The organism is Micromonospora sonneratiae, from assembly GCF_042679305.1.
Lineage (GTDB): Bacteria > Actinomycetota > Actinomycetes > Mycobacteriales > Micromonosporaceae > Micromonospora_H > Micromonospora_H sonneratiae.
This window is the reverse complement of sequence record NZ_JBHTMP010000077.1, coordinates 1-21013: the sequence shown is the minus strand read 5'-3', so window position 1 is coordinate 21013 and position 21013 is coordinate 1. Positions and strand designations below refer to the sequence as shown.

Here is a 21013-nt window from a genome sequence, read left to right as displayed (position 1 = left end):
TCTGCCCGACCCAGACAATTGGTCCGGCACCGGGGCACCACCGCCACGACCCGGCCGTTGGGTGGACGCCGGATCTGGCCGGCACCATTCTCCGGTACGACCCGGCCCGGTCCGGCCAGTCTCCTCAGCCCGCTCTCAGCGTCTGTGATGTCAGGAAGGGCGCCTCCCATGCGGGAAGCGATGGAAAGGGGCCCTTCCGGACGTCAGGCCAGGTCGAGAGCGCGCGCCGCAGCCAGCACGTCGTTCTTGATCGTGATCGGCGCGGGGGCGGTGGAGATGGCCCACTCCGGGTCCTTCAACCCGTGCCCGGTGACCGTGCAGACCACCGTCGACCCCCGGGGCACCCGGCCCGCATCAGCCTGCTGCAACAGGCCCGCGACGCTGGCCGCGCTGCCCAACTCCACGAACACGCCGACCTGACGGGCCAACAGCCGGTACGCGCTCAGGATCTCCCGGTCGGTCACCGCGTCGATCAACCCGCCCGAGGCGTCCCGGGCGTCCAGTGCCTTGGTCCAGCTGGCCGGGTTGCCGATCCGGATCGCGGTGGCGATGGTGGACGGCTCCCGTACCGCAGTGCCGGTGACGATGGGCGCGGCCCCGGAGGCCTGGAAGCCGTACATCCTCGGGGTCTTCGTGGCGTTGCCGGCCTGCACGTCCTCCTGGTAGCCCATCCAGTAGGCGGAGATGTTGCCGGCGTTGCCGACCGGCAGGCAGTGAATGTCGGGCGCGTCCCCCAGCGCCTCGACGATCTCGAACGCGGCGGTCTTCTGCCCGTGCAACCGGTCGATGTTGACCGAGTTGACCAGCGCCACCGGATAGTCCTGGGACAGCTTGGAGGCCAGGGCCAGGCAGTCGTCGAAGTTGCCGTTGACCTGCAACAGCTTCGCCCCGTGCACCAGGGCCTGGGCCAACTTGCCGAGCGCGATCTTGCCCTGCGGGACCAGGACCGCACAGGTGAGTCCGGCCCGGGCGGCGTACGCGGCAGCCGACGCGCTGGTGTTGCCGGTGGAGGCGCAGATGATCGCCTTGTTGCCGGCCTCGATGGCCTTGGAGACCGCGAGGGTCATCCCCCGGTCCTTGAACGAGCCGGTCGGGTTCGCGCCCTCCACCTTCAGGTAGACGTCACAGCCGGTACGGGAGGAGAGCGCGGGGGCCGGCAGCAACGGCGTGTTTCCCTCGTGCAGCGTGACGACCGGCGTGGCCCCGGTGACCGGCAGTCGATCCCGGTACGCCTCGATCAAACCACGCCACATGTCGCTCTCCTTGCCTGCTCGGACCCGCCCGGCGGGGATACGTCCAGCGTGAACCAGCCCTACCGACCGGTCACCGGCACACCCATGATCAACCACCTGTCGGGATGCCGGTCCCCCGGGTCACGGCGCTCCCGGGGTTCGTGGCGTGGTCCAGGTGCCGGTTCAGAGTGTGCCGTCGACCCCGGTCAGGCCGTGCCCTCGACACGCAACACGCTGGCGATCGACCGGACGATGTCCAGCGCCCGCAGTTCCTCGACGGTCGCTGCCAGCGCCGCGTCCGGTGCCGCGTGCGTGACGATGACCAGGACCGCGTCCTCGCCACGGCCGGCCGGGCCGCCCGTGGCCGCCGCCTGTCGCACGGTCGCGATCGACACGTCGTGCCGGGCGAAGACGCCCGCCACCGAGGCCAGTACGCCCGGCCGGTCGGCCACGTCGAGGCTGATGTGGTAGCGGGTGACCGCCTCACCGATCGGCCGGACCGGCAGCGCCGCGTACGCCGACTCGCTGGCCGACCGCACCCCGGCCAGCCGGTTACGGGCCACCGCCACCACGTCGCCGAGTACGGCACTGGCGGTCGGGGCACCGCCCGCACCCCGGCCGTAGAACATCAACTGCCCGGCGGCGGCGGCCTCGACGAAGACCGCGTTGAACGCGTCACCGACGCTGGCCAGCGGATGGCTGAGCGGGATCATCGCCGGGTGCACCCGTACGCTGATCGACTCGGTGCCGGTGGAGTCCGGCCCCCGAGAGGCGATGCAGAGCAGCTTGATCGTGCAGCCCATCGCCTTGGCACTGGCCACGTCGGCCGCGGTGACCTCGGTGATGCCCTCCCGGTGGACGTCGGCGGCACTCACCCGGCTGTGGAAGGCCAGTGACGCCAGGATCGCGGCCTTCGCGGCGGCGTCGAAGCCCTCCACGTCGGCGGTCGGGTCGGCCTCGGCATAGCCCAGTTCGGTGGCCTCGTCCAGGGCCTCGGCGAAGCCGGCCCCGGTGGCGTCCATCGCCGAGAGGATGAAGTTGGTGGTGCCGTTGACGATGCCGGTCACCTGGGTGATCGTGTCCCCGTGCAGTGACTCGCGCATCGGGCGCAGCAGCGGGATCGCGCCGGCCACCGCCGCCTCGTAGAAGAGGTCGGCCCCGCCTTCGAACGCCGCGTCGTGCAGCGTCCCGCCGTCCTCGGCCAGCAGCGCCTTGTTCGCGGTGACCACGCTCTTGCCGGCCCGCAGCGCCTCGACCAGCCAGGTCCGGGCCGGCTCGATGCCACCGACCACCTCGACGACCACGTCGACGTCGTCCCGCTTCACCAGGCCGAGCGCGTCGGTGGTGAACAGCGCCGGGTCCACCGGCAGCGCGCCGCGGTCCCGGCCGAGTCGGCGTACGGCGATGCCGGCGATCTCCAGGGGGGCGCCGATCCGGGCGGCCAGATCGGCCGCCTGCTCATGCAGCAGACGGACCACCTCGGCCCCGACCGTGCCGCATCCCAGCAGCGCCAGCCGCACAGCTCTTGTCATCCCACGTCCAATGCCAGCAGATCGTCTTCGGTCTCCCGCCGGACGATCACGCGTGCCTGGCCGTCGTGGACCGCCACCACCGGCGGCCTCGGCACATGGTTGTAGTTGCTGGCCATGCTCCGGCAGTAGGCACCCGTGCCGGGCACGGCAACAAGATCTCCGGGCCGAACGTCAGCGGGCAGGAATTCATCCTTCACTACGATGTCCCCGGACTCGCAATGCTTTCCCACCACCCGGGCAAGAATGGCTCCCGCCGTCGAGCTGCGGGAGGCCACCGTCGCCGAGTACGACGCGTCGTAGAGCGCGGTACGGATGTTGTCGCTCATCCCCCCGTCCACGCTGACGTAGGTGCGGATCCCGTCGACGTCCTTGACCGTGCCGACCTCGTACAGGGTGAACACGGCCGGCCCGATGATCGCCCGTCCCGGCTCGATGGACAGGTGCGGTACGGCGAGCTGGGACGCCGCGCACTCGCTGCTGACGATCTTGTTGAGCCGCTTGCTCAGGTCGTGTGGCGGGGACGGGTCGTCCTGCGTCGTGTAGGCGATGCCGAATCCGCCGCCCAGGTCCAGCTCGGGCAGCTCGACCCCCCGCGCGTCACGGATCTGGGCCTGTAGGCCGAGCACCCGGCGGGCGGAGACCTCGAAGCCGCTGGTGTCGAAGATCTGCGAGCCGATGTGGGAGTGCAGGCCGCGCAGCTCCAGCACGTCCTCGTCGAGGATCTTGAAGGCGGCCCGCGCGGCGGCTCCCCCGGCCAGCGAGAAGCCGAACTTCTGGTCCTCGTGCGCGGTGGCGATGAACTCGTGGGTGTGTGCCTCGACGCCGACGGTGACCCGGATCAGCACCCGGGGTCGTACCGCCCGCTGGCGGGCCAGCTCGGTCAACCGGTCGATCTCGTCGAACGAGTCGACGATGATCCGGCCCACCCCGGCGTCCAGCGCCCGGGTCAGCTCGGCGACCGACTTGTTGTTGCCGTGGAAGCCGATCCGCTCCGGCGGCATGCCGGCGGCGAGCGCCACCGCCAGTTCGCCACCCGAGCAGACGTCCAGGTACAGCCCCTCCTCGGCGATGATGCGTACCACCGCGCGGCAAAGGAACGCCTTGCCGGCGTAGTAGATGTCCTCGTTCGGGAAGGCCGCCCGGAAGTCCCGACACCGGGCCCGCAGGTCGCCCTCGTCGAGGACGTACGCCGGGGTGCCGAACTGCTCGGCCAGCTCACGGACGCCGAGGTCACCGACGGCCAACGCGCCGTCGGCGGCCCGCGTCACGTTGCGCGGCCACAGTTGCGGCACGAGGGCGTTGACGTCGACCGGGGTACGCAGCCACGCCGGCCCGCTGTTGCCGATCTCGCCGTGCAGCGCCCCGGCCTCGTGTGCCCGCATTGCTACATCCTCTCGGGGGCGGAGACGCCCAGCAGGTCCAACCCGTTGGCCAGGACGACTCGCGCCGCCTCGACCAGCCACAGCCGGGCCCGGGTCAGGTCGGTCGCCGGCTCGTCGCCCTGCGGCAGCACCCGGCAGGCGTCGTAGAACCGGTGGTAGGTGCCGGCCAACTCCTCCAGGTAGCGGGCGATCCGGTGCGGTTCCCGCAGCTCGGCGGCGGTGGCGACCACCGTGGGGAACTCGCCGAGGCTCTTGAGCAGGTCGTTCTCCCGGGGGTGGTCGAGCAGCCCCGGGTCGAAGTCGTCGCCCCGGGTGACGCCCAGCTCGGCGGCGTTACGCAGCAGCGAGGCGATCCGGGCGTGCGCGTACTGCACGTAGAAGACCGGGTTGTCGCTGGACTGCCGGGTGATCACCTCGATGTCGAGGGTGAGCGGCGAGTCGGTGGAGGACCGGGCCAGCGAGTAGCGGGCCGCGTCCACGCCCACCGCTTCGACGATCTCGTCGAGCAGGATGATGTTGCCGGCCCGCTTGGAGAGCCGTACCGGTTGGCCCTCGCGGACCAGGCTCACCAGTTGCCCGATCAGGATCTCGATGTTGAAGTCGGCGTCGTCCCCGGCGCAGGCGGCGATGGCCCGCAGCCGGTTGATGTAACCGTGATGGTCGGCACCGAGCAGGTAGACGCACTTGTCGAACCCGCGCTCCCGCTTGTTGACGTAGTACGCCGAGTCGGCGGCGAAGTAGGTCCAGTCGCCGTCGGCCTTGCGCAGCACCCGGTCCTTGTCGTCACCGAACTCGGTGGTACGCAGCCAGACCGCGCCCCCCTCCTCGTAGACGTGGCCCTGCTGGCGCAGCGTGTCGAGGGCATGGTCGACCGCCCCGCCCGCGTGCAGGTCCCGCTCGGAGAACCACACGTCGAAGTGCACCCCGAAGCGGGACAGGCTGGCCCGGATCTCGTCGAGCATCAGCCGGTAGCCCTCGTCCCGGAACAGCTTCTGTGCCTGCTCCTCCGGCTGGGCCAGCGCGTCCGGGTGGTCGGCGAGGATCCGCTGGGCGATGTCGGTGATGTACTCACCGGCGTAGCCGCCCTCCGGCGCGGCCTCACCCTTCGCCGCCGCCAGCACCGACCGGCCGAAGAGGTCCATCTGCACGCCGGCGTCGTTGATGTAGTACTCGCTGGTCACCTCGGCACCGGCGGCGGCGAGGATCCGACGCAGCGAGTCGCCGACCGCAGCCCACCGGGTGTGCCCCAGGTGGATCGGGCCGGTCGGGTTGGCCGAGACGAACTCGAGGTTGACCTTCTGGCCGGCGAGGTGCTCGCTGCGGCCGTACGCCGGACCGGCCTGGACCACGACGCGGGCCAGCTGCCCGGCTGCGGCGGCCTCCAACCGGATGTTGAGGAAGCCTGGGCCGGCGATCTCCACCGACTTGATCCCGGGTACCCGGCTGAGCTGGTCGGCGAGCGCGGTGGCCAGCTCGCGCGGCGGCACCCCGGCCCGCTTGGCCAGTTGCATGGCCAGCGTGGATGCGTAGTCGCCGTGCTCGGGGTTGCGCGGTCGCTCCAGCGCGGTCGTCTCCGGCAGAATGGAATGATCCAGCCCACGGTCGGAAAAGACGGCGTGGGCAGCGGAGAGAACGACCTCGGCGAGTTTGGCGGGAGTCACCGAAACATGTTACCGGGGGTAGACTCGGTCACTCGGCGGCGACCCTGCGCATTCTGACCCGCCACCCCCTGACCGAACGACTCTGGCGAGGCACGATGAGCATCAGCACCCCGAGTGGCGATCAGCGCCGTCCGTCCGTGGTCAGCACCGGCAAGAAGCCGGCAACCGGTGGCAAGAAGCCACCCGCTGGCGACAAGACCGCGTCGGGTGGCAAGAGCGCCGAAACCAAGCCAACGGCCAACGGCAAGACACCGGCCGCGGGTAAGACCAGCGACACCAAGCCGGCCGGCAAGTCCGGTGGTGGCGCCCGTCCGGCCAGCGGGGGCAAGGGCCCACGCAAGCCGGTCACCCCGGTCAAGGTCAGCCAGGGTCGGAGTTGGGGGCCGATCGCGCTCTTCGTCGTGGTCGGGGTGCTCGCGGCCGGAATCATCGGGTACGGCGGCTGGGCGGTGTTCAAGGGCTCCCAGTCGTGGGAGGACCGCGCGGCCGACATCGCCGGCATCATCAACTACCGCAAGCACGAGGACAAGTCGCTCACCACGTCGGAACACGCCTGGGGTCCGCTGACCTACGCGGTCACCCCGCCGGTCGGTGGCAAGCACAACTACAACTGGCAGAACTGCATGGGCGACGTCTACACCGCCCCGATCGCCAACGAGCACGCGGTGCACAGCATGGAGCACGGCGCGGTCTGGATCACCTACCGGTCCGACCTGCCCGCCGACCAGGTGTCGAAGCTGGCCGACAAGGTGCGCGGCAACGAGTACATGATGATGAGCCCGGTCGAGGGCCTGGACAAGCCCATCTCGGTGCAGGCCTGGGGCTACCAGCTCAAGGTCGACAACGCCGACGACAGCCGGATCGACGAGTTCATCAAGACCCTGCGGCTCAACGCCAACATCGAGCCGAACGCCACCTGCAGCCGGGGCATCACCGCCACCGGCACCACCCCGCGTGACCTGGGCAAGGACGGCCAGCAACAGTAGAAGGGGGCGAAAGTGGGCACCTCAGCAAAGTCCGGGGCGTCAACCACGCTCAACGCCCCGGGTGCCGATCCGGAGCTGGAGGGCACCGAACTGGACACCGAGCAGGTCGGTGCGGAAACAGCACGATCCGGCCGCCGGTTCGGCACCGGCTGGTTGGCCGTGGCCGTGGTGGTCGGGTTGCTGATCGGCCTCGCCGGGGGCCTACTCGTCCCCGGGATGCTCCGGCCCGGTGACACGTCGGCCGAGGCTGGCTTCGCCCGGGACATGGCGACCCACCACGCCCAGGCGGTCGAGATGGCCATCCTGGCGCACGAGAAGGCCACCGACCCGGACGTCCGCACCCTCGGGGTGGACATCGCCCTGACCCAACAGGGTCAGATCGGCACCATGCAGACGTGGCTGCGTACCTGGAACCTCGATCCGACGGGTTCGCAGCCCCGGATGGCGTGGATGCCGGACGGCGGCGGCACCATCCGCAACGGCCTGATGCCCGGTATGGCCACCGACGAGGAACGCGAACAGTTGCGCAACGCCACCGGGCGTGACTTCGACGTGCTGTTCCTCCAGTTGATGCGCAAGCACCACCTCGGCGGCATCCACATGGCCCAGGGCGTGCTCGACCTGTCCGACGACGACCAGGTCCGGGCGCTGGCCGAGTCGATGGTCGCCGGGCAGAAGAAGGAGATCAACAGCATCCAGGCGCTGCTGACCAAGCTCGGCGCAAGCTGAACCACGGCGTCGTCAGCCCTGTCCAGGCACTGCCTGGACAGGGCTGATCCATTCATGCCGCTCCGTTTGCCAGGGCCTCCCCGAACGCCCGAGCCACACCCGGCGGAAAGCTGCCCGTTTTGCGCCGTTGAACCCAGCTGCACACTTTAAGGACTTTTCTCCACAGATATCGTGACCAGTCATGATCCGTGCTCGTTGTCCCAGACGTGGGGGTTGCACTCAAGGACGCACGGCGGTCGGTCGCCAGTTGGTGCCGACGCCACACCATCGGTGGTGACGGGGCGGTAGCAGCCGTCCGTCGCGGACAACGGCCGGGCGAGTCGAAGCCGCTCAGCCGCCAACAGGAACTCGAACTGATCGAGGCGCTGCGCGGGAGCTATCCCGACGGATTCGGCCTGGACGACGAACTGTGGTCCCGGCAGAACCTCGCCGCGCTCATCCAACGACGCTTCGACGTGTCGCTGGAACTGGCCGACGTCGGGGCGTACATGCACGCCTGGGGGCTGGGCCCACGGGAGCCCCGGGAACGGGCCTGTAGCCTCTGCGCCGACGCGGTCAGCCGCTGGATGGACCATGCCTATCCGGCGATCACCCGGTCAGCCCTGGAGCACCGCGCCGAGGTCTACTGGATCGGCCGTACCCGGCTGCACGGGGTGGTGCCTGCCGCCGACGTGCTGTCCGCCGCTTCGGTCCGGGGCCGTACGCGCTTCATGATCGCCAGCCCGGCGGTGGACCCGCCACTGCCGCGCGAGTTCCTGCTCCGACTCAGCGGCGAAGCCGGCCGTACGATCCACGCGATCGTGGACGGCTCCTGGCCCACGGCCCGGTGGCCACGTCGACTCCCGCCGCGCATCGTGTTGCACCCGCTGCCCAGTTGCGGACGCGGCGCATAGCGCGATGGCGGACGCCACACATGGCGCGATGGCGGACGCCGCACATGGCGCGATGGCAGAGGCGGGCGGTCCAGCGCCGACATGCGCGGATACCGATTCGGCCCTGACCGGCAGAGCCTGCTACTCTTCCTAAGTCGCTGAGCCCCCGTAGCTCAGGGGATAGAGCACCGCCCTCCGGAGGCGGGGGCGCAGGTTCGAATCCTGCCGGGGGCACCATCTAGGACCAGCACAAGAAGGCCGCTGACCAGGGCGAACCCGGTCAGCGGCCTTAGTCACGTGTCCGGCTGTGTCCGGCCGTCAGCGGCCCATGGCGGGCGTCTGTGCCCAATGTCTGCCGAAGCTCGGCTTGGCTCCGGCCCACGCACATGCCGCCCCGGCCACCCTGACCGGCGCTACCGACGTCCTTCGCCTCGTCATTCCACCGGATCCCCGGAGTTGTGAAAGCTCCACTGTGGGCGGCCCTAGTTCCGGTTCACTCGAACCCCGGTGCCGCAGTGGCCCCGTCCGCTCCAGCGACGACGTCCGGGTGGAAGGAGGTGACCTCAGGCAGAACGGCCTCCCACAGGGGTACGGCCTCCACCCGGGAGATCCGCCATCCTCGCGGAGTACGGGCGGCGGCCAGGTGATAGCGCTCGCCGAACAATCGCCCTCGCCCTTCGGGCTGGCCGACGAAGACGGCCAGCAGCTTGGCGGTGATCGTGGCCGTGTCACCGTCCACGTCGATGAGGGGATTGGTGATGAAGCTCTGGGTGAACACGCCGGCCGGGCGGGTCCTGCGAGCCTTCGCTACGAGGGCGTCGATTCCCCGTACTGCACCACTGGCAGTGCTGACCGAGGCATCTTCGGTGAAGACGGTTCGCACCTCCCCGAAGCGCTTCTCGTCCAGGCAGCGCCCCAGGCGGGCCACAAGGTCGGCAAGTTCATGACGATCGACGCAATCCATGATCTCCCCACATCATTGGTCAGACCAACGTTGGCCGTACCAATCATAGAATGACCGTTGGCCCCGCCAACAGGTCGGTAGGCTCACGGCCATGACGACGGGCGAACAAGCGCCACCAGAGCGCCTCAAGCGCGCGCCGAGTTGGCTGATCAACCAGGCCTCCACGCACAGCCAACGCCTGGTGACCGAACGGTTCGCCGCCGCCGACGCCCGTGGCTACCACTACCGGCTACTGGCCGCACTGGCGGAGTGCGGCCCCGCCAGCCAGGCCGAGTTGGGCCGTCGCACGGGCATCGACCGAAGCGACGTCGTCGCCGCACTGAACGAACTGGCCGACAAGGGGCTGATCGCGCGCTCCCCGGATCCCTCCGACCGCAGACGGAACATCATCACCATCACCCCCGAAGGGGGTGACAACCTCGTACACCTCGACGGCGTCCTGGCCCGGATCCAGGAGGACCTCTGTTCCCCGCTCTCGCACACCGAACGCGAGGAACTCATCCGCCTACTGGCCCGCATCGTCGACCACCACGCCCGAGCCCGCACCCCGGGATCCTCCGACGGGAAGTAGCCGAACCCGTACAGGTACGGCATTACGCCACCCGAGGGCCGGCCGCGCACCAGTGTGACAAGCCCAACGGAATCGTTGGCAGCACCAATGATTGCAGTATCGTTTGGACACCGAACGTTGGTCGCCCCAACATTTTGGCGACAATAATCCCCTGGAGTCCAGACGATGATCAAGCCGTTCCGCATCGACATCCCCCAGGCCGACCTCGACGACCTGAACGACCGGCTCTCCCGTACCCGTTGGCCCAACGAGGTCGCCGACGCCGGGTGGGACTACGGCTTCCCGCTGGCGCGGCTCAAGGAACTGGCCGAATACTGGCGCACCGGCTACGACTGGCGCGAGCACGAGGCCAAGCTCAACGAGCTTCCGCACTTCACCACCGAGATCGACGGCCAGAACATCCACTTCGTCCACATCCGGTCCTCGAAACCGGACGCGCTCGCGCTGATCCTCACCCATGGCTGGCCCGGCTCGTTCCTGGAGTTCCTCGACGTGATCGAGCCGCTGTCGCGCGACTTCCACCTGGTGATTCCGTCCATCCCCGGTTTCGGCTTCTCCGGGCCGACCCACGAGCGTGGCTGGGACACCGTCCGGGTCGCACGAGCCTGGGCCGAGCTGATGCGCCGCCTGGGGTACGAACGCTACGGCGCGCAGGGTGGTGACTTCGGCGCGGGCATCTCAACGACGCTCGGCGCGGTCGCGCCCGAGCACGTCGTCGGGGTACACGTCAACTACCTGCCGACCCGACCGGACCCCGACGTCGAGTTGTCCGAAGCAGATGAGGCCCGGTTGGACAAGGTCAGGCAGCTGATGGCGAACCGCCCGCCGTACCAGGCTCTACAGGCGCTCACCCCGCAGACCATCGGCTACGCGCTGACCGACTCGCCGGTCGGCCAACTGGTCTGGATCGCCGAACGCTTCGCACAGTGGACCGACCCCGCCACACCGGTCAGCGACGATCGGATGCTCACCGACGTCTCGCTGTACTGGCTGACCGCCACCGCGGCCTCCTCCGGCCGGTTCCACCATGACGCACCCCGGGGGAGCCAGCAGCCGTGCCGGGTGCCGCTCGGTGTGGCGGTGTTCGCGCACGACATCACGCTGTCGGTGCGACCGCTGGCCGAGCGGCTGTACGACATCAGGCACTGGTCGGAGTTCGAGCGCGGTGGACACTTCGCCGCGATGGAGGTGCCGGAACTGCTTGCCGAGGACGTCCGGGACTTCTTCCTCACCCACAGCCAGTAGGTCCGCCGGTAAATGCCGTGGCTGCTGGTCACACCTGCCGACGCCAGCCGTGGTGCCGCTGTGGGGTGCTCCTATCGATCACCCCACAGGGGCCGGACCGATGCAGTCACTCGAACAGACCGGGACCGGACGCCGGCCCCACGATGGCCGGCGTGGCGCGCCTACGCGGGCAAGTTTGTCACCCCTCCTCGGCGAGTACCTGACGCAGTGTCACGGCGAAGCCGTCCGGGTCACCCTTCATGCCGAACTCGCCCCCCAGGAACCCACCGTGGTTACTGGGAAAGATGACGGCCTTCGTGCCGAGCCGCTCAGCAACGGCAACACCGGCACGGTAGGCCATCTCGCCCTCCGACTCGGCTCCGACGCCGATCACGACCCGTGTAGACGCTGCCCGCAACGCGTCGAGGTCGGGCTCGTAGTGCGTACACGTCATGAGGTTCTGCCCGAACATCACGTCGTCACGGGAGCCGTCGTCGTCGGTCGGCAGCCCGAAACCGGCCGGATCCGGTGCCGGCTGGTCGGCGAAATCCGTCGGGATCTCGCCCCGAAAGCCGCTGACCGCGATGAACTTCGCCATCGCCGGACCGAAGCCGGCCTGGTCGTACGTCCGACGGATGTCCGCTATCGCGGCCAGCGCCTGCTCACGATCCGGCAGGAGCTGGGCGGTCGGTGGCTCGTGTGCCACCAACGTGTGCACCTGCTCGGGATGCTGGGCCACCAGCGCGAGTGCGTTGACCGCTCCGCCGCTGCTGGCGAAGATGTCCACCGGCCCACCGTCGAGCGCGGAGATCAGCCGGTGCAGGTCGTCCGCGTGCTGCTCGGGTGTGGACTCGCCAGCGTCATCGACCCGCTTGCTCCGTCCGGCCCCGCGTGGATCGTAGGTGACCACCGTACGGTCCCGGAAATGCCCGGCGAGACTGGCGAATCCGCTGGCGTCCATCGGCGATCCGATCATCAGCAGGACCGGCGCCGTGGTCGCCTCAGCCGCTCGAATGTCGTAATGCAGGACAGCGCCCGGTACGTCGAGGGTGAAGGTCTTCGCCTCGGTCATGGTCATCCCTTCTCGATGCGGTCAGGCAGCCGAGCGGCAACAGCGGATCCCGCTTCGCAATACCAACTCGGATCGACCGATATCCACCGATGGGTGTTGGTCGACTGCTCACTTTTCCGTCGACCAGATCGGACAAATACGGTCGAGGTGAATCTCGACGGGAACCTATCACCACCCCACGACAGAAGTGTCGTTCGACAACCCCGGCGACGCTGTCGACATCAACTGCCCCACGCTGCTGTTCCGATCCGGCGATAAACCGGTGGCCTGGCAGCAGACAGGGCTGACAGACTCCCCCAATGCCGGTAGCCCGTGTGGAACTGCTGCTCCGACAGCTCGACATCACCTGGTCGCTGTTCGAACACCACCTACAGGATCTCGACGACTCGGTCTGCCTCTGGGAGCCGGCACCGGTGTGCTGGACCGTACGTCCGGACAGCCAGGGACGCTGGGTGGCCGACTGGGAGGTGCCGGAGCCGGATCCCGTACCCGCCGTCTCGATCGGTTGGCTGACCTGGCACATCGGCTTCTGGAGGACCACCACGATCGGACACTGTTTCGGGTCCGGGGCGCCCGAGGTTCGAGACATCACCTGGCCGGGCACGGTCACCGCTGCGGCCGACTGGCTACGTGGTCTCAGGGCCGACTGGCAGGCTGCCCTGTTGCCGCTCAGCGATGCCGACCTCGATTCCACCGAGCGGACCGCCGGGCTGCCCTGGGGTGGGGAACTGACGCTGGCGGACGTGGCGGGCTGGGTCAACATCGAGCTGACCAAGAACGTCGCCGAGATCGGCCTGGTACGCCACCTCCACGGCGCACAGCAGAGCCTGCCCGACGCGCCGCAGGGCTGACCGGCGGTTCGGGACACCGATCCCCACCGGTGCCGGCGAGGCGGATTCAGTCGAACAAGCCCTCGGGTGGCAGCTGGCGGCCGTCCTTGACGTGCGAGTAGTCACGGGACTCCGCCACCAGGCCGGACTCGTCGAAACGCAGCACCGTACAGCCGGAGATGGTCGTCGGCTCGTCCGCCACGTAGATCACCGCCCAGTACTCCACGGCTGCCGTAACGCCGTCGACCTGCGGCTCGGCGAACCAGGTCTCGGCCGGACGGGTTTCCTCGCCGAAGCACTCCGTCACGTACGTCCGCAGCCCGGCCCGGCCACGGTAGGGCCGGAACATCGACGCCCAGTGATCGCCTTCCTCGGCCTGCAGGGCGACGATGGCGTCGATGTCCTTCACCGGCCACGCGGTCGCCCACGTCCTCGCCCAGCGCCGGGCCGCCTCACTCGTCTCCACGCTCGCCTCCACCACCCGCACAGCCCACCGCTGTCCTCGGTCGCGGCCATTCCTACCAGCAGCCTCCGACAGAATCAGCCGGTCCAGCCACGGATGCCCCGGTGGGGGCGGGACACCCGTGGCTGGCGATCTCGGTGGCTCACCGGCTGCGATCTCGGCGGTTCACCGGCTGGTGATCTCGGTGGTCCACCGGGCGGCGATCTCGGTGGTCCACCGGGCCGGTGGGGCGTGGTACCGGATTTGACCGCGCCACTCAACAGGCGCCGAGGTCGGCCCAGATGGGCGAGACGCCGGGCTCCGAACCACGTACCCACCACGCCGCCCGCCAGGCGTGCCCTCGGTGGGTCACCGTCTGACCACCCAGGTACGCGGTGGTCGCGACCCAGGCCGCCGAGGAGCACTCGACCGGTGGCGGGTCCTCACCGGGCGGCTCACCACTGCCGCTGATGTCCAGATCGACACAGTTGTAGAAGGCGTTGCCGGTGTCGGCGACGTTCCAGACGGCCAACACCTTGTGCCGCCCGTCAGGCAGCCCGGTGAGCACATGGGAGATGTTCGCCGGCGGTTGGGTGTTGCCCTGGTTGAACGTCTTGAACAGGGCACCGTCGACGTAGTAGTCCCAGGTGCTGGTGCGGTGGGCGGCGGTGAGCCGCCACTGGAACGTGACCGTGTCGGAGACCGCCGTCGCCGGCCATCCCTTGCTTTCGTCGTCGAGTACCCGCCACCGACTACCGCCGCTGCACAGTCGGGAGCCCTTGGGTGCCTCGACGCTCTGCGGCTCGTACGCCAGCCCGCCGCACCCGGTCACCCGACCGGTGGCGCACATGTCCTGCCGACTCGGCGGGGAGGTGATCCAGCCGTGGGCGCTGGCCGGGCTCGCGGGCGTGAGCACCACCCCCAGGGGGGCCGCCAGTACGACCGCAGCGATGGCCAGCAGTCTTCGTCTCAGACTCATCGAAACTCCTCTCAGTCGATACGCCCGGCTGCTCCTCCGCCGGAGAGCCGGCAGTCCGTTCCCTCGGGAAGGTTCCGTGCCGGTACGGGCCGCCCCGGTGCTGACGGACGTTGGTCCGCCCGGGTCGGGTGATCCGCACCGGCACGCTGCTCACGCCGGGACAGCGGCCCGATCCCCCTCCGGTTCCGGGCCCGACGCCCGCCGATCTGCGCGACGATGGGAGACCAACGCATCGACCGACCAGCGACCACCACCGAACACGGCAACCAGGAGGAAGGACCAGCAGAACATCGCCGCCAACTCGCCCCCGTTGTTCGACGGCCACAGCCCCTGAGGCTGGTGCACCACGAAGTACGCGTAGGCCATGGAGCCGGAGCACAGCACCGCCGCCGGCCGGGCGAACAGACCGACCAGCACGAGACCGCCCCCGACGAACTGGATCAGAGCCGCCCACCACCCGGGCCAGGAACCCACCTCGACGGTCTGGCCGCCGTTCCCGCCCCCTCCGACGACCCCGAAGAGCGTGGACATGCCATGCAGGGCGAACAACAGGCCCACCACGATCCGAAACAGTGACAGCACAGGCTCGCGCATCCGGGCTGACAGCATCAGCTACTCCCACTTCGCACCGTAGACATCGGTCGATGACAATTAGAAAGTAAGCTTTACCGTCAGGTAAGTAAAGTTAACTATTTAAACTCATGACTCCGTTACGGGGTGTGTGCCCGGCGGACCCGCCGACGGCAGCGTTGAGCGAGCGCCCGGCCTGGGCGTGGTCGAGCCGGGCAGGTCCCTGACATCGAATCGGTCCAGGGGGTTTGTGACGCGAATCGGTCCGCTGTTGCCGACCACCAACGCTGGGGCTCTGCTGAGGGCTCTGCTGGGCGCGCTGCTATCCGCCGCCGGTGCGCTGGTGGCGCCGCTGGCGATCGCCGTTAGCGGTACACGGCCAGGGCCGCCTCCGCGACGAGGGCTTCGACGGCCTTGACGATCTCCTTCATCGCCGGATACTCGGCGGCGGCGCGGTTGAGCATCTGCCGCATCTGCGCCCGAAGATCGTTGCCAACGGCGTCCAGGTACATCTCGGACTCCAGCCCGAGGGCGCGGATCAGCCCGGCAAGGATGTCGGTCTGCGGGTCGGCCTGTTCGATTCCCTGCATGACATAGCGCAGGCGCCCCCGTACCCGGGGAATGATGGCCGAGTTGGCCGGTGGGTAGGCGACGGTACGACCGAACAGCCGACGGCGGCTGGTCTCGGTGACCAGCCCGCCGCCGACCATGTCGGCGGCGGTCCGCTCGTACGCTTCCGTGGCAATCTGTCGCAGCGCATCCTGCACCGACAACGGCGAGCGATGTCCTGCCAGTCCGGCCAACGCCCAGTCCGCAACGGAGTCACCGGTGGGCTGTCGGTCCACCACCGTCGCCGCCGAACCCCCGACGAGCCGTACGCGTTCCACCGGAACGACCAGGCTGGCGAGGATCGCCCCGGCCAGTCCGATGGACAGCGAGGGCCGATGGGCCAGGGGCTCCCCGGCCTCGCTGTGCGTCAGGATGAACAGTTCGACCCGCAGCGACAGCCGGGCCGGGGGCGTCGGGGGAACAAGGGGGCGACTCATCGTCATCTACCTCAGCGACCGGCCCAGGTCCCGCAGCCGCTGGTGGGCGCCCTGGTACGCGACAACGCCGGGCAGGAAGGCCTTCTCGATCGCTGCGTGCATCGTGTAGTTCGGGTCGCACACGTTCCCGGGTGCGGCGCTACCGGCCTGGGACACGAGTTGGTACGCGTCCAGCAACTCCAGGCCGCTGAGGTCGGCCGTCCAGGTGACCAGGTCGTGTTGGCTGATCCGGTACGCGTCCTCAAGCGGTCGGGCCGCGCCGATCGCCATCAGCCGCTGGTCCGTCTCGATCCTCGGCCACGGGGTGGACACCCCCTTGATGAGGTCGACGGCAACGGTGACCTTCATGGCGGTCTCCACCGCCACCCCGCACACCTCGCCCTGCCCCTGACGGGCGTGCCCGTCGCCGATGGCGAACATGGCACCGGGAACGTTGACCCCGAAATAGACGGTCGTGCCGGCCCGCAGTTCCGGGGTGTCGAGATTGCCGCCATGGGCGTCGGGCACGATGGTCGACCGGGCCTCACCGCCTGCCGGGGCGACCCCGACCGTGCCGAGCATCGGATCCAGCGGCAGGTCGACGGTGGACTCGGACCGCCGGGCGTGGTAGCGCACGATGCCGGCGTCCCGGTCGATGTCGTAACGCCACACCCGCTCCTCCAGCGGCGGCTGTAGCGTCGCCGTGGTGTGTGTGCTGGTCAGCGCACCGAAGTGCGGGAAGGTGGCCGACATGCCCCAGTCCCGGGCCGGCGTAAGGTCGATGAAGTGCAGGGCCAGGGTGTCCCCCGGTTCGGCCCCGACGACATGGAACGGACCGGTGACCGGGTTGAACGCCTGGCACACCCTGGTCGGCAGGTCGTCGACCGTACGGACCGCACCGCCGAAACAGTCCTCGGTGCTGGTCACCAGCACGTCTCCCGGGTTGATCTCGGCGATCGGGCGGTGGCCGCCGAACGTGTAGACCAGGTCCGTCGCGGAGGGGTCGTAGTGCATCACGTGGGTCATGCCGGGTCCTCGTTGCTCAGTCCGGACAGCGTGGGGCGGCGCTTGGCGGCGTACAGCCCGATCAGCACGATCACACCGATACCGAGCCAGATGAAGCCGAGACGCTGGGCGGCGATGTTCGCGTTGATCACGACGTAGGCGAGGATCGCGAAGCCGATGGCCGGCATCACCAGGTGGACGAGGAAGTTCCTGCTGCGCCGGCGGACCACGTAGTGCCAGATGACCGCCAGGTGCAGCACCAGGAACGCGGTCAGCGCCCCGAAGTTGATCAGACTGCTCAGCACCTCGATGCCGTCCGACCGGAAGTTCATGTACAGGCCGATCACCAGGGACACGATGGCCGTGAGGATGATCGCGTTGGTCGGCACGCCGTAGCGTACGGACACCTTGCGCAGGAAGGCGGGCAGCTGACGGTCCCGAGCCATCGCGAACAGCAACCGCGAGGTCGCCACCTGCGCCACCAGGGAGTTGGCGACCCCCCAGGCCACGGCGGTGGCCACCGCGCACAGGGTGGCCAGCCAGGGGCCGGCTGCGCCGCGAGCCGCGTCGTAGAAGGCCGTGCCCTCGGGGTCACCACTGGCCAGCAACTGGTCCGGGTTGGGTACGAGCAGCGCCGCCAACCAGGTCTGCATGATGAACAGCAGGCCGGCCAGGCCGAGAGCCGCCACCATCGCCCGGCCGATCTGTTGGGCGCCGCCGTTGTTCTCCTCGGCCAACATGCTGATGCCGTCGAAGCCGAGGAAGCTCAGCACGGCGACGGAGACCGCGCCGAACACGAGCGACCAGGTGAACGTGTCGGAGTTGAACAGCGGGGCGATCGCCGAGACTCCGTTGCCCCGACCGCTGGCCAGCGCCTGTACGGCCACGACCAGGAAGATCGCCAGGACGATCAGCTCACCGATCAGCATGACCCGGGTGATCGTGGCGGTCATGCGGATGCCCCGGTAGTTGATGACCGTGTTGAGGAGGACGAACACGATCAGCCAGCCCCAGACCGGAATCGCCGGCACGGAGGCGTGCATGGCCACCGAGGCGACCAGGTACAGCAGGCTCGGCACCAACACGTAGTCGAGAAGCACGGCCCAGCCCGCGAGGAAGCCGACAGGTGCTCCGATGCCCCGGCCGGCGTAGTTGTAGACGCTGCCGGCCAGCGGGAACGCCTTCACCATCTGGGCGTACGACGCTGCGGTGAACACCAGCGCGACCATGCCGATCAGGTAGGCCAGTACGACCATCCCGCCGGAGCTGTTGTAGACCGATCCGAAGATGCCCATCGGCGCGATCGGCACCATGAAGATCAAACCGTAGAACAGCAGGTCCGCGAAGCTCAACGTGCGGCGAAGCTCCTGCCGATAGCCGAACTGGGTCGGCTGCTCGGTACCCATTGCGTTCGTTCCTCCCCTTTGAGGCTCCAGTCCGCGATCGCAGGTAGACACCGCTGGATCAGGCATGGGGTGGGCCGGACTGGGCGTGTCGGTGTTGAGGCGTTCTTCGCTGGCAGATCATGCACTGTTTGTGGCGGCAAGTGAAGAGCCAGCACGTTCGATGCGACAGCATAGATGGCGCAGCGTGGCCACTTGTGTCCGGAGTGGATTGTCTACGCTCAGTTGCCGGCGTCGACTCGGAAAGCGGTGCCACACGGCGGACTCATCCGCGCTCTCGACCGCTCTCCATTCCGACAAAATGGCCACCGACGCTTACCTGACCAGCACAAATACAATGCGTTACTCCACGCGCGCCAAGTCCGTGATCAACAACAATCACAGACTCGCGTACGCTGAGTGATGACTTCGGGAGACGCCGGAATGCCGACCGAATGGCCGCATCAGGCGATGGATCAACGGCTGAACGTGGCCGATGTGCAGCCACCCGGATCACCATCGGCAGACGCCAAGGGGTAGCGCTCGCCAGCGCCAGGTGGTAAAGAGCCCGCTCGCCGGCCGCAACCAGATAAGTAGATCTTGGACTGCTCCCGGAGACCGCGAAACGCATTGCCGGAATGCGGCTTCGGATGCGACATCGATGGACAGAAGTCATTAGGGTGGTGGGTCTGTCCACTGAGCACAGCCGACGATTGCGGGTCCCTGCGTGACGCACAACTGGCCGGCAGTCGCTGGGACCGGGCGGCCCTGCTGGGCACCTACGGCTGGCTGGACCTGGCGGATTCGGTGGAATTGACGGCTGCGGCGATCCCCGGTCGTGACCCGGTAACAGCACAGATCCTGCCCGCAGGGTCGGATGCCTGCGTTGCTTACTCTCCGGACGGCGCGCTGATGGCGATCGGGCGGGGCAGCTCGGTCGAGATCGTCGATCGGACCGACAACCGGACGATACGGATTCTCACCGGCCACACCGGCTGGGTAACGGCCGTCGCCTACTCACCGGACGGCACCCAACTCGCCACCACCTCCTGGACAACACTGCCCGCCTCTGGAACGCCACCACCGGCCAACACACCACCACCCTCACCGGCCACACCGATGCCGTAACTGCCATCGCCTACTCACCAGACGGCACCCAACTCGCCACCACCTCCGATGACGGCACCACCCGCCTCTGGACAGCGACAACTGGCCAACCGCTGGCCGTACTGGTCGTCCTACCCGACGACGGCTGGGCCGTACTCCTGCCAGATGGGGGTTACAAGCTCGTCGGAGAGGCTGGCGACAACCTCTGGTGGACAATCAAGATGTGCCGGTTCGAGGCCGGCGAACTCGATCCGTACGTGCCCGGTCTGGAGCGCCTGGCGGAAGACGTTCCCATCCTGCGGTAGTCAGCTCAGGCGGGCGCGCGCCCCGAACTCACTCCCCCTTGGCAAGCGCCTCGGACTCCGCAAGAAAGGCATCCAACTGCTCTTCCGACAGATCCTCGTCCGCGATCAGCTTGAACAGCAGTTGCCCCTCAATCTCGGCGATAGCGCCAATTTCGAGGCGATCGATTGTCTCTTCGACGCCGGGCACGTCGATGTCGAGGGTGGCATAGATGAGGGCCTCGGCCTCCTGCGCGGGCAGGTCTCTCCCCTCGGACAGGAAGGCCCGCGCATCCGCAACGAAGCGGATCACCTCTTCAACGCTACGGTTGTCTCCGAAACGCCGATGCACAGCCAGGTGGAAAGCGCATCCGATGATTGCAACCGGCGTACCCTTCCCCTGCCGTTCGAACTCATCCGCGAGCGCATCGTACGACTCCCAGTCCTGTTCGAGTAGGGCCTTGAGGAATAAGGTGTTCTCTTCCACCGCTATTGTTCTCCTGACTTCTCATGGGAGGGCTTGGGTTTCATTTTCCTGCGAAGTCTCCCTACGATTTCCGCCCCCTTGATACCCGCGACAGCAACGACGAAGGCTGTCAACATCACGTCACCGGCATGTACGGTCTGAGCCTCGGGTGCTCTAACAACGACCCCTGGCCCCTTCGGCACAACCGTTCCGCTTGGGCGAACAGCGTCCTGGATGGAGTTCGCGATCTTTTTAGCGTGTTGCAGCCCATCGTCGGAGTTCTGGACCTCTTTCATCTTGCCCAAGAGCCTGCTGGACAGGGATCCTCGTCGCGCTGGGGCAGTGACGATTTGTTCGCCACTCGGCACTGCAGCTGATCCCGACGGGTTGACGAGCGCACCCGGCGCGATGTGGTTCGCGTACTCGGCAAATGCTGCCGCCGCCTCGGAGAGCAGTCGACCAACTTTACCGGCTTTCTCGACGGCGGTTTGCGCCTCCTGTCTGGTGCGGTTCGCTTCAGGGTGCTGCGTACCTAGCAGTGCCTTGCCGTAGTTGGCCTGCGCTTGCTCTGCCGTCGCCTGCGCATGCTTCGCTGCGGTCGCAGCTAGTGTCGCGTAATTGAGATCTCTTACCTGTTGGGAGTGTGGTCAGGGAGCCTGCCGCGGAGGCTGTCGAGCTGCCCCGCCTGTGCGCCCGTTGCG

General features: G+C 68.3%; 21 protein-coding genes and 1 tRNA gene. 9 read left to right on the top strand and 13 right to left on the bottom strand.

Going from position 1 to position 21013, the window contains the following annotated elements; all coding sequences use genetic code 11:
- Positions 1–203: 203 nt before the first annotated feature.
- The 4 genes from thrC to argS form a co-directional block, all read right to left on the bottom strand.
- Positions 204–1253, bottom strand: a complete 1050-nt coding sequence (gene thrC / locus ACFQ4H_RS30430) for a threonine synthase (RefSeq protein ID WP_377577694.1) — start codon at positions 1251–1253, stop codon at positions 204–206.
- A gap of 185 nt (positions 1254–1438) precedes the next feature.
- A complete protein-coding gene (locus ACFQ4H_RS30425) occupies positions 1439–2752 on the bottom strand; it encodes a homoserine dehydrogenase (protein ID WP_377577724.1) in 1314 nt (437 codons plus the stop codon).
- A gap of 8 nt (positions 2753–2760) precedes the next feature.
- Positions 2761–4146: a diaminopimelate decarboxylase gene (lysA, locus tag ACFQ4H_RS30420; RefSeq protein ID WP_377577691.1), complete on the bottom strand. Its 1386-nt coding sequence runs from the start codon at positions 4144–4146 to the stop codon at positions 2761–2763.
- 2 nt (positions 4147–4148) lie between these two features.
- Positions 4149–5807 carry an arginine--tRNA ligase gene (gene argS / locus ACFQ4H_RS30415; protein WP_377577688.1) on the bottom strand — a complete coding sequence of 553 codons (1659 nt, stop codon included), beginning with the start codon at positions 5805–5807 and terminating at the stop codon, positions 4149–4151.
- Between the two features lie 95 nt (positions 5808–5902).
- Here argS and ACFQ4H_RS30410 point away from each other — a divergent pair, with 95 nt between their 5' ends.
- The 4 genes from ACFQ4H_RS30410 (at position 5903) to ACFQ4H_RS30395 (ending at position 8631) form a co-directional block, all read left to right on the top strand.
- Positions 5903–6793, top strand: coding sequence for a DUF3105 domain-containing protein (locus ACFQ4H_RS30410; RefSeq protein WP_377577685.1), 891 nt, complete (start codon positions 5903–5905; stop codon positions 6791–6793).
- A gap of 75 nt (positions 6794–6868) precedes the next feature.
- Entirely contained in the window at positions 6869–7522 is a 654-nt protein-coding gene (locus ACFQ4H_RS30405; RefSeq protein ID WP_377577722.1) for a DUF305 domain-containing protein, read from the top strand.
- Between the two features lie 206 nt (positions 7523–7728).
- Positions 7729–8415, top strand: a complete 687-nt coding sequence (locus ACFQ4H_RS30400) for a winged helix-turn-helix domain-containing protein (RefSeq protein WP_377577683.1) — start codon at positions 7729–7731, stop codon at positions 8413–8415.
- A gap of 141 nt (positions 8416–8556) precedes the next feature.
- Positions 8557–8631: transfer RNA gene (locus ACFQ4H_RS30395), tRNA-Arg, on the top strand.
- Positions 8632–8887: 256 nt separating this feature from the next.
- Here ACFQ4H_RS30395 and ACFQ4H_RS30390 read toward each other — a convergent pair.
- Positions 8888–9358: a nuclear transport factor 2 family protein gene (locus ACFQ4H_RS30390; protein ID WP_377577680.1), complete on the bottom strand. Its 471-nt coding sequence runs from the start codon at positions 9356–9358 to the stop codon at positions 8888–8890.
- 91 nt (positions 9359–9449) lie between these two features.
- On the opposite strand from ACFQ4H_RS30390, the gene ACFQ4H_RS30385 reads away from it, so the two are divergent.
- Together ACFQ4H_RS30385 and ACFQ4H_RS30380 are read left to right on the top strand one after the other, a co-directional pair.
- Positions 9450–9929 (top strand): MarR family winged helix-turn-helix transcriptional regulator, encoded by a 480-nt coding sequence (locus ACFQ4H_RS30385; protein WP_377577677.1) that lies wholly within the window; start codon positions 9450–9452, stop codon positions 9927–9929.
- 165 nt (positions 9930–10094) lie between these two features.
- Positions 10095–11174, top strand: coding sequence for an epoxide hydrolase family protein (locus ACFQ4H_RS30380; RefSeq protein WP_377577675.1), 1080 nt, complete (start codon positions 10095–10097; stop codon positions 11172–11174).
- Between the two features lie 178 nt (positions 11175–11352).
- Here the strand turns inward: ACFQ4H_RS30380 and ACFQ4H_RS30375 are convergent, their stop codons facing one another.
- Positions 11353–12225, bottom strand: coding sequence for an alpha/beta fold hydrolase (locus ACFQ4H_RS30375; protein ID WP_377577672.1), 873 nt, complete (start codon positions 12223–12225; stop codon positions 11353–11355).
- 299 nt (positions 12226–12524) lie between these two features.
- Between ACFQ4H_RS30375 and ACFQ4H_RS30370 the strand changes: the two genes are divergently transcribed.
- Positions 12525–13076: a DinB family protein gene (locus ACFQ4H_RS30370; RefSeq protein ID WP_377577669.1), complete on the top strand. Its 552-nt coding sequence runs from the start codon at positions 12525–12527 to the stop codon at positions 13074–13076.
- 46 nt (positions 13077–13122) lie between these two features.
- Here ACFQ4H_RS30370 and ACFQ4H_RS30365 read toward each other — a convergent pair whose 3' ends face one another.
- The 6 genes from ACFQ4H_RS30365 to ACFQ4H_RS30340 all read right to left on the bottom strand — a co-directional run bounded on the left by ACFQ4H_RS30365 (position 13123) and on the right by ACFQ4H_RS30340 (position 18482).
- Positions 13123–13521 carry a nuclear transport factor 2 family protein gene (locus ACFQ4H_RS30365; protein ID WP_377577667.1) on the bottom strand — a complete coding sequence of 133 codons (399 nt, stop codon included), beginning with the start codon at positions 13519–13521 and terminating at the stop codon, positions 13123–13125.
- A 253-nt stretch (positions 13522–13774) separates the two neighbouring features.
- Entirely contained in the window at positions 13775–14476 is a 702-nt protein-coding gene (locus ACFQ4H_RS30360; protein WP_377577665.1) for a lytic polysaccharide monooxygenase, read from the bottom strand.
- 150 nt (positions 14477–14626) lie between these two features.
- On the bottom strand, positions 14627–15085 hold the full coding sequence (locus tag ACFQ4H_RS30355) for a DoxX family protein (RefSeq protein ID WP_377577662.1): 459 nt from the start codon (positions 15083–15085) through the stop codon (positions 14627–14629).
- A gap of 326 nt (positions 15086–15411) precedes the next feature.
- Positions 15412–16092 (bottom strand): GOLPH3/VPS74 family protein, encoded by a 681-nt coding sequence (locus ACFQ4H_RS30350; RefSeq protein WP_377577659.1) that lies wholly within the window; start codon positions 16090–16092, stop codon positions 15412–15414.
- A gap of 6 nt (positions 16093–16098) precedes the next feature.
- Positions 16099–17097: an acetamidase/formamidase family protein gene (locus ACFQ4H_RS30345; protein WP_377577656.1), complete on the bottom strand. Its 999-nt coding sequence runs from the start codon at positions 17095–17097 to the stop codon at positions 16099–16101.
- On the bottom strand, positions 17094–18482 hold the full coding sequence (locus tag ACFQ4H_RS30340; RefSeq protein ID WP_377577653.1) for an APC family permease: 1389 nt from the start codon (positions 18480–18482) through the stop codon (positions 17094–17096). The genes ACFQ4H_RS30345 and ACFQ4H_RS30340 overlap by 4 nt, the downstream gene beginning before the upstream one ends.
- A gap of 606 nt (positions 18483–19088) precedes the next feature.
- On the opposite strand from ACFQ4H_RS30340, the gene ACFQ4H_RS30335 reads away from it, so the two are divergent.
- Both ACFQ4H_RS30335 and ACFQ4H_RS30330 read left to right on the top strand, forming a co-directional pair.
- Entirely contained in the window at positions 19089–19586 is a 498-nt protein-coding gene (locus tag ACFQ4H_RS30335) for a WD40 repeat domain-containing protein (RefSeq protein ID WP_377577650.1), read from the top strand.
- Positions 19508–19870 (top strand): WD40 repeat domain-containing protein, encoded by a 363-nt coding sequence (locus ACFQ4H_RS30330; RefSeq protein ID WP_377577719.1) that lies wholly within the window; start codon positions 19508–19510, stop codon positions 19868–19870. Before ACFQ4H_RS30335 ends, ACFQ4H_RS30330 begins: the two co-directional genes overlap by 79 nt.
- A 28-nt stretch (positions 19871–19898) precedes the next feature.
- Here the strand turns inward: ACFQ4H_RS30330 and ACFQ4H_RS30325 are convergent, their stop codons facing one another.
- Positions 19899–20333 (bottom strand): hypothetical protein, encoded by a 435-nt coding sequence (locus ACFQ4H_RS30325; protein WP_377577647.1) that lies wholly within the window; start codon positions 20331–20333, stop codon positions 19899–19901.
- Positions 20334–21013: the final 680 nt, after the last annotated feature.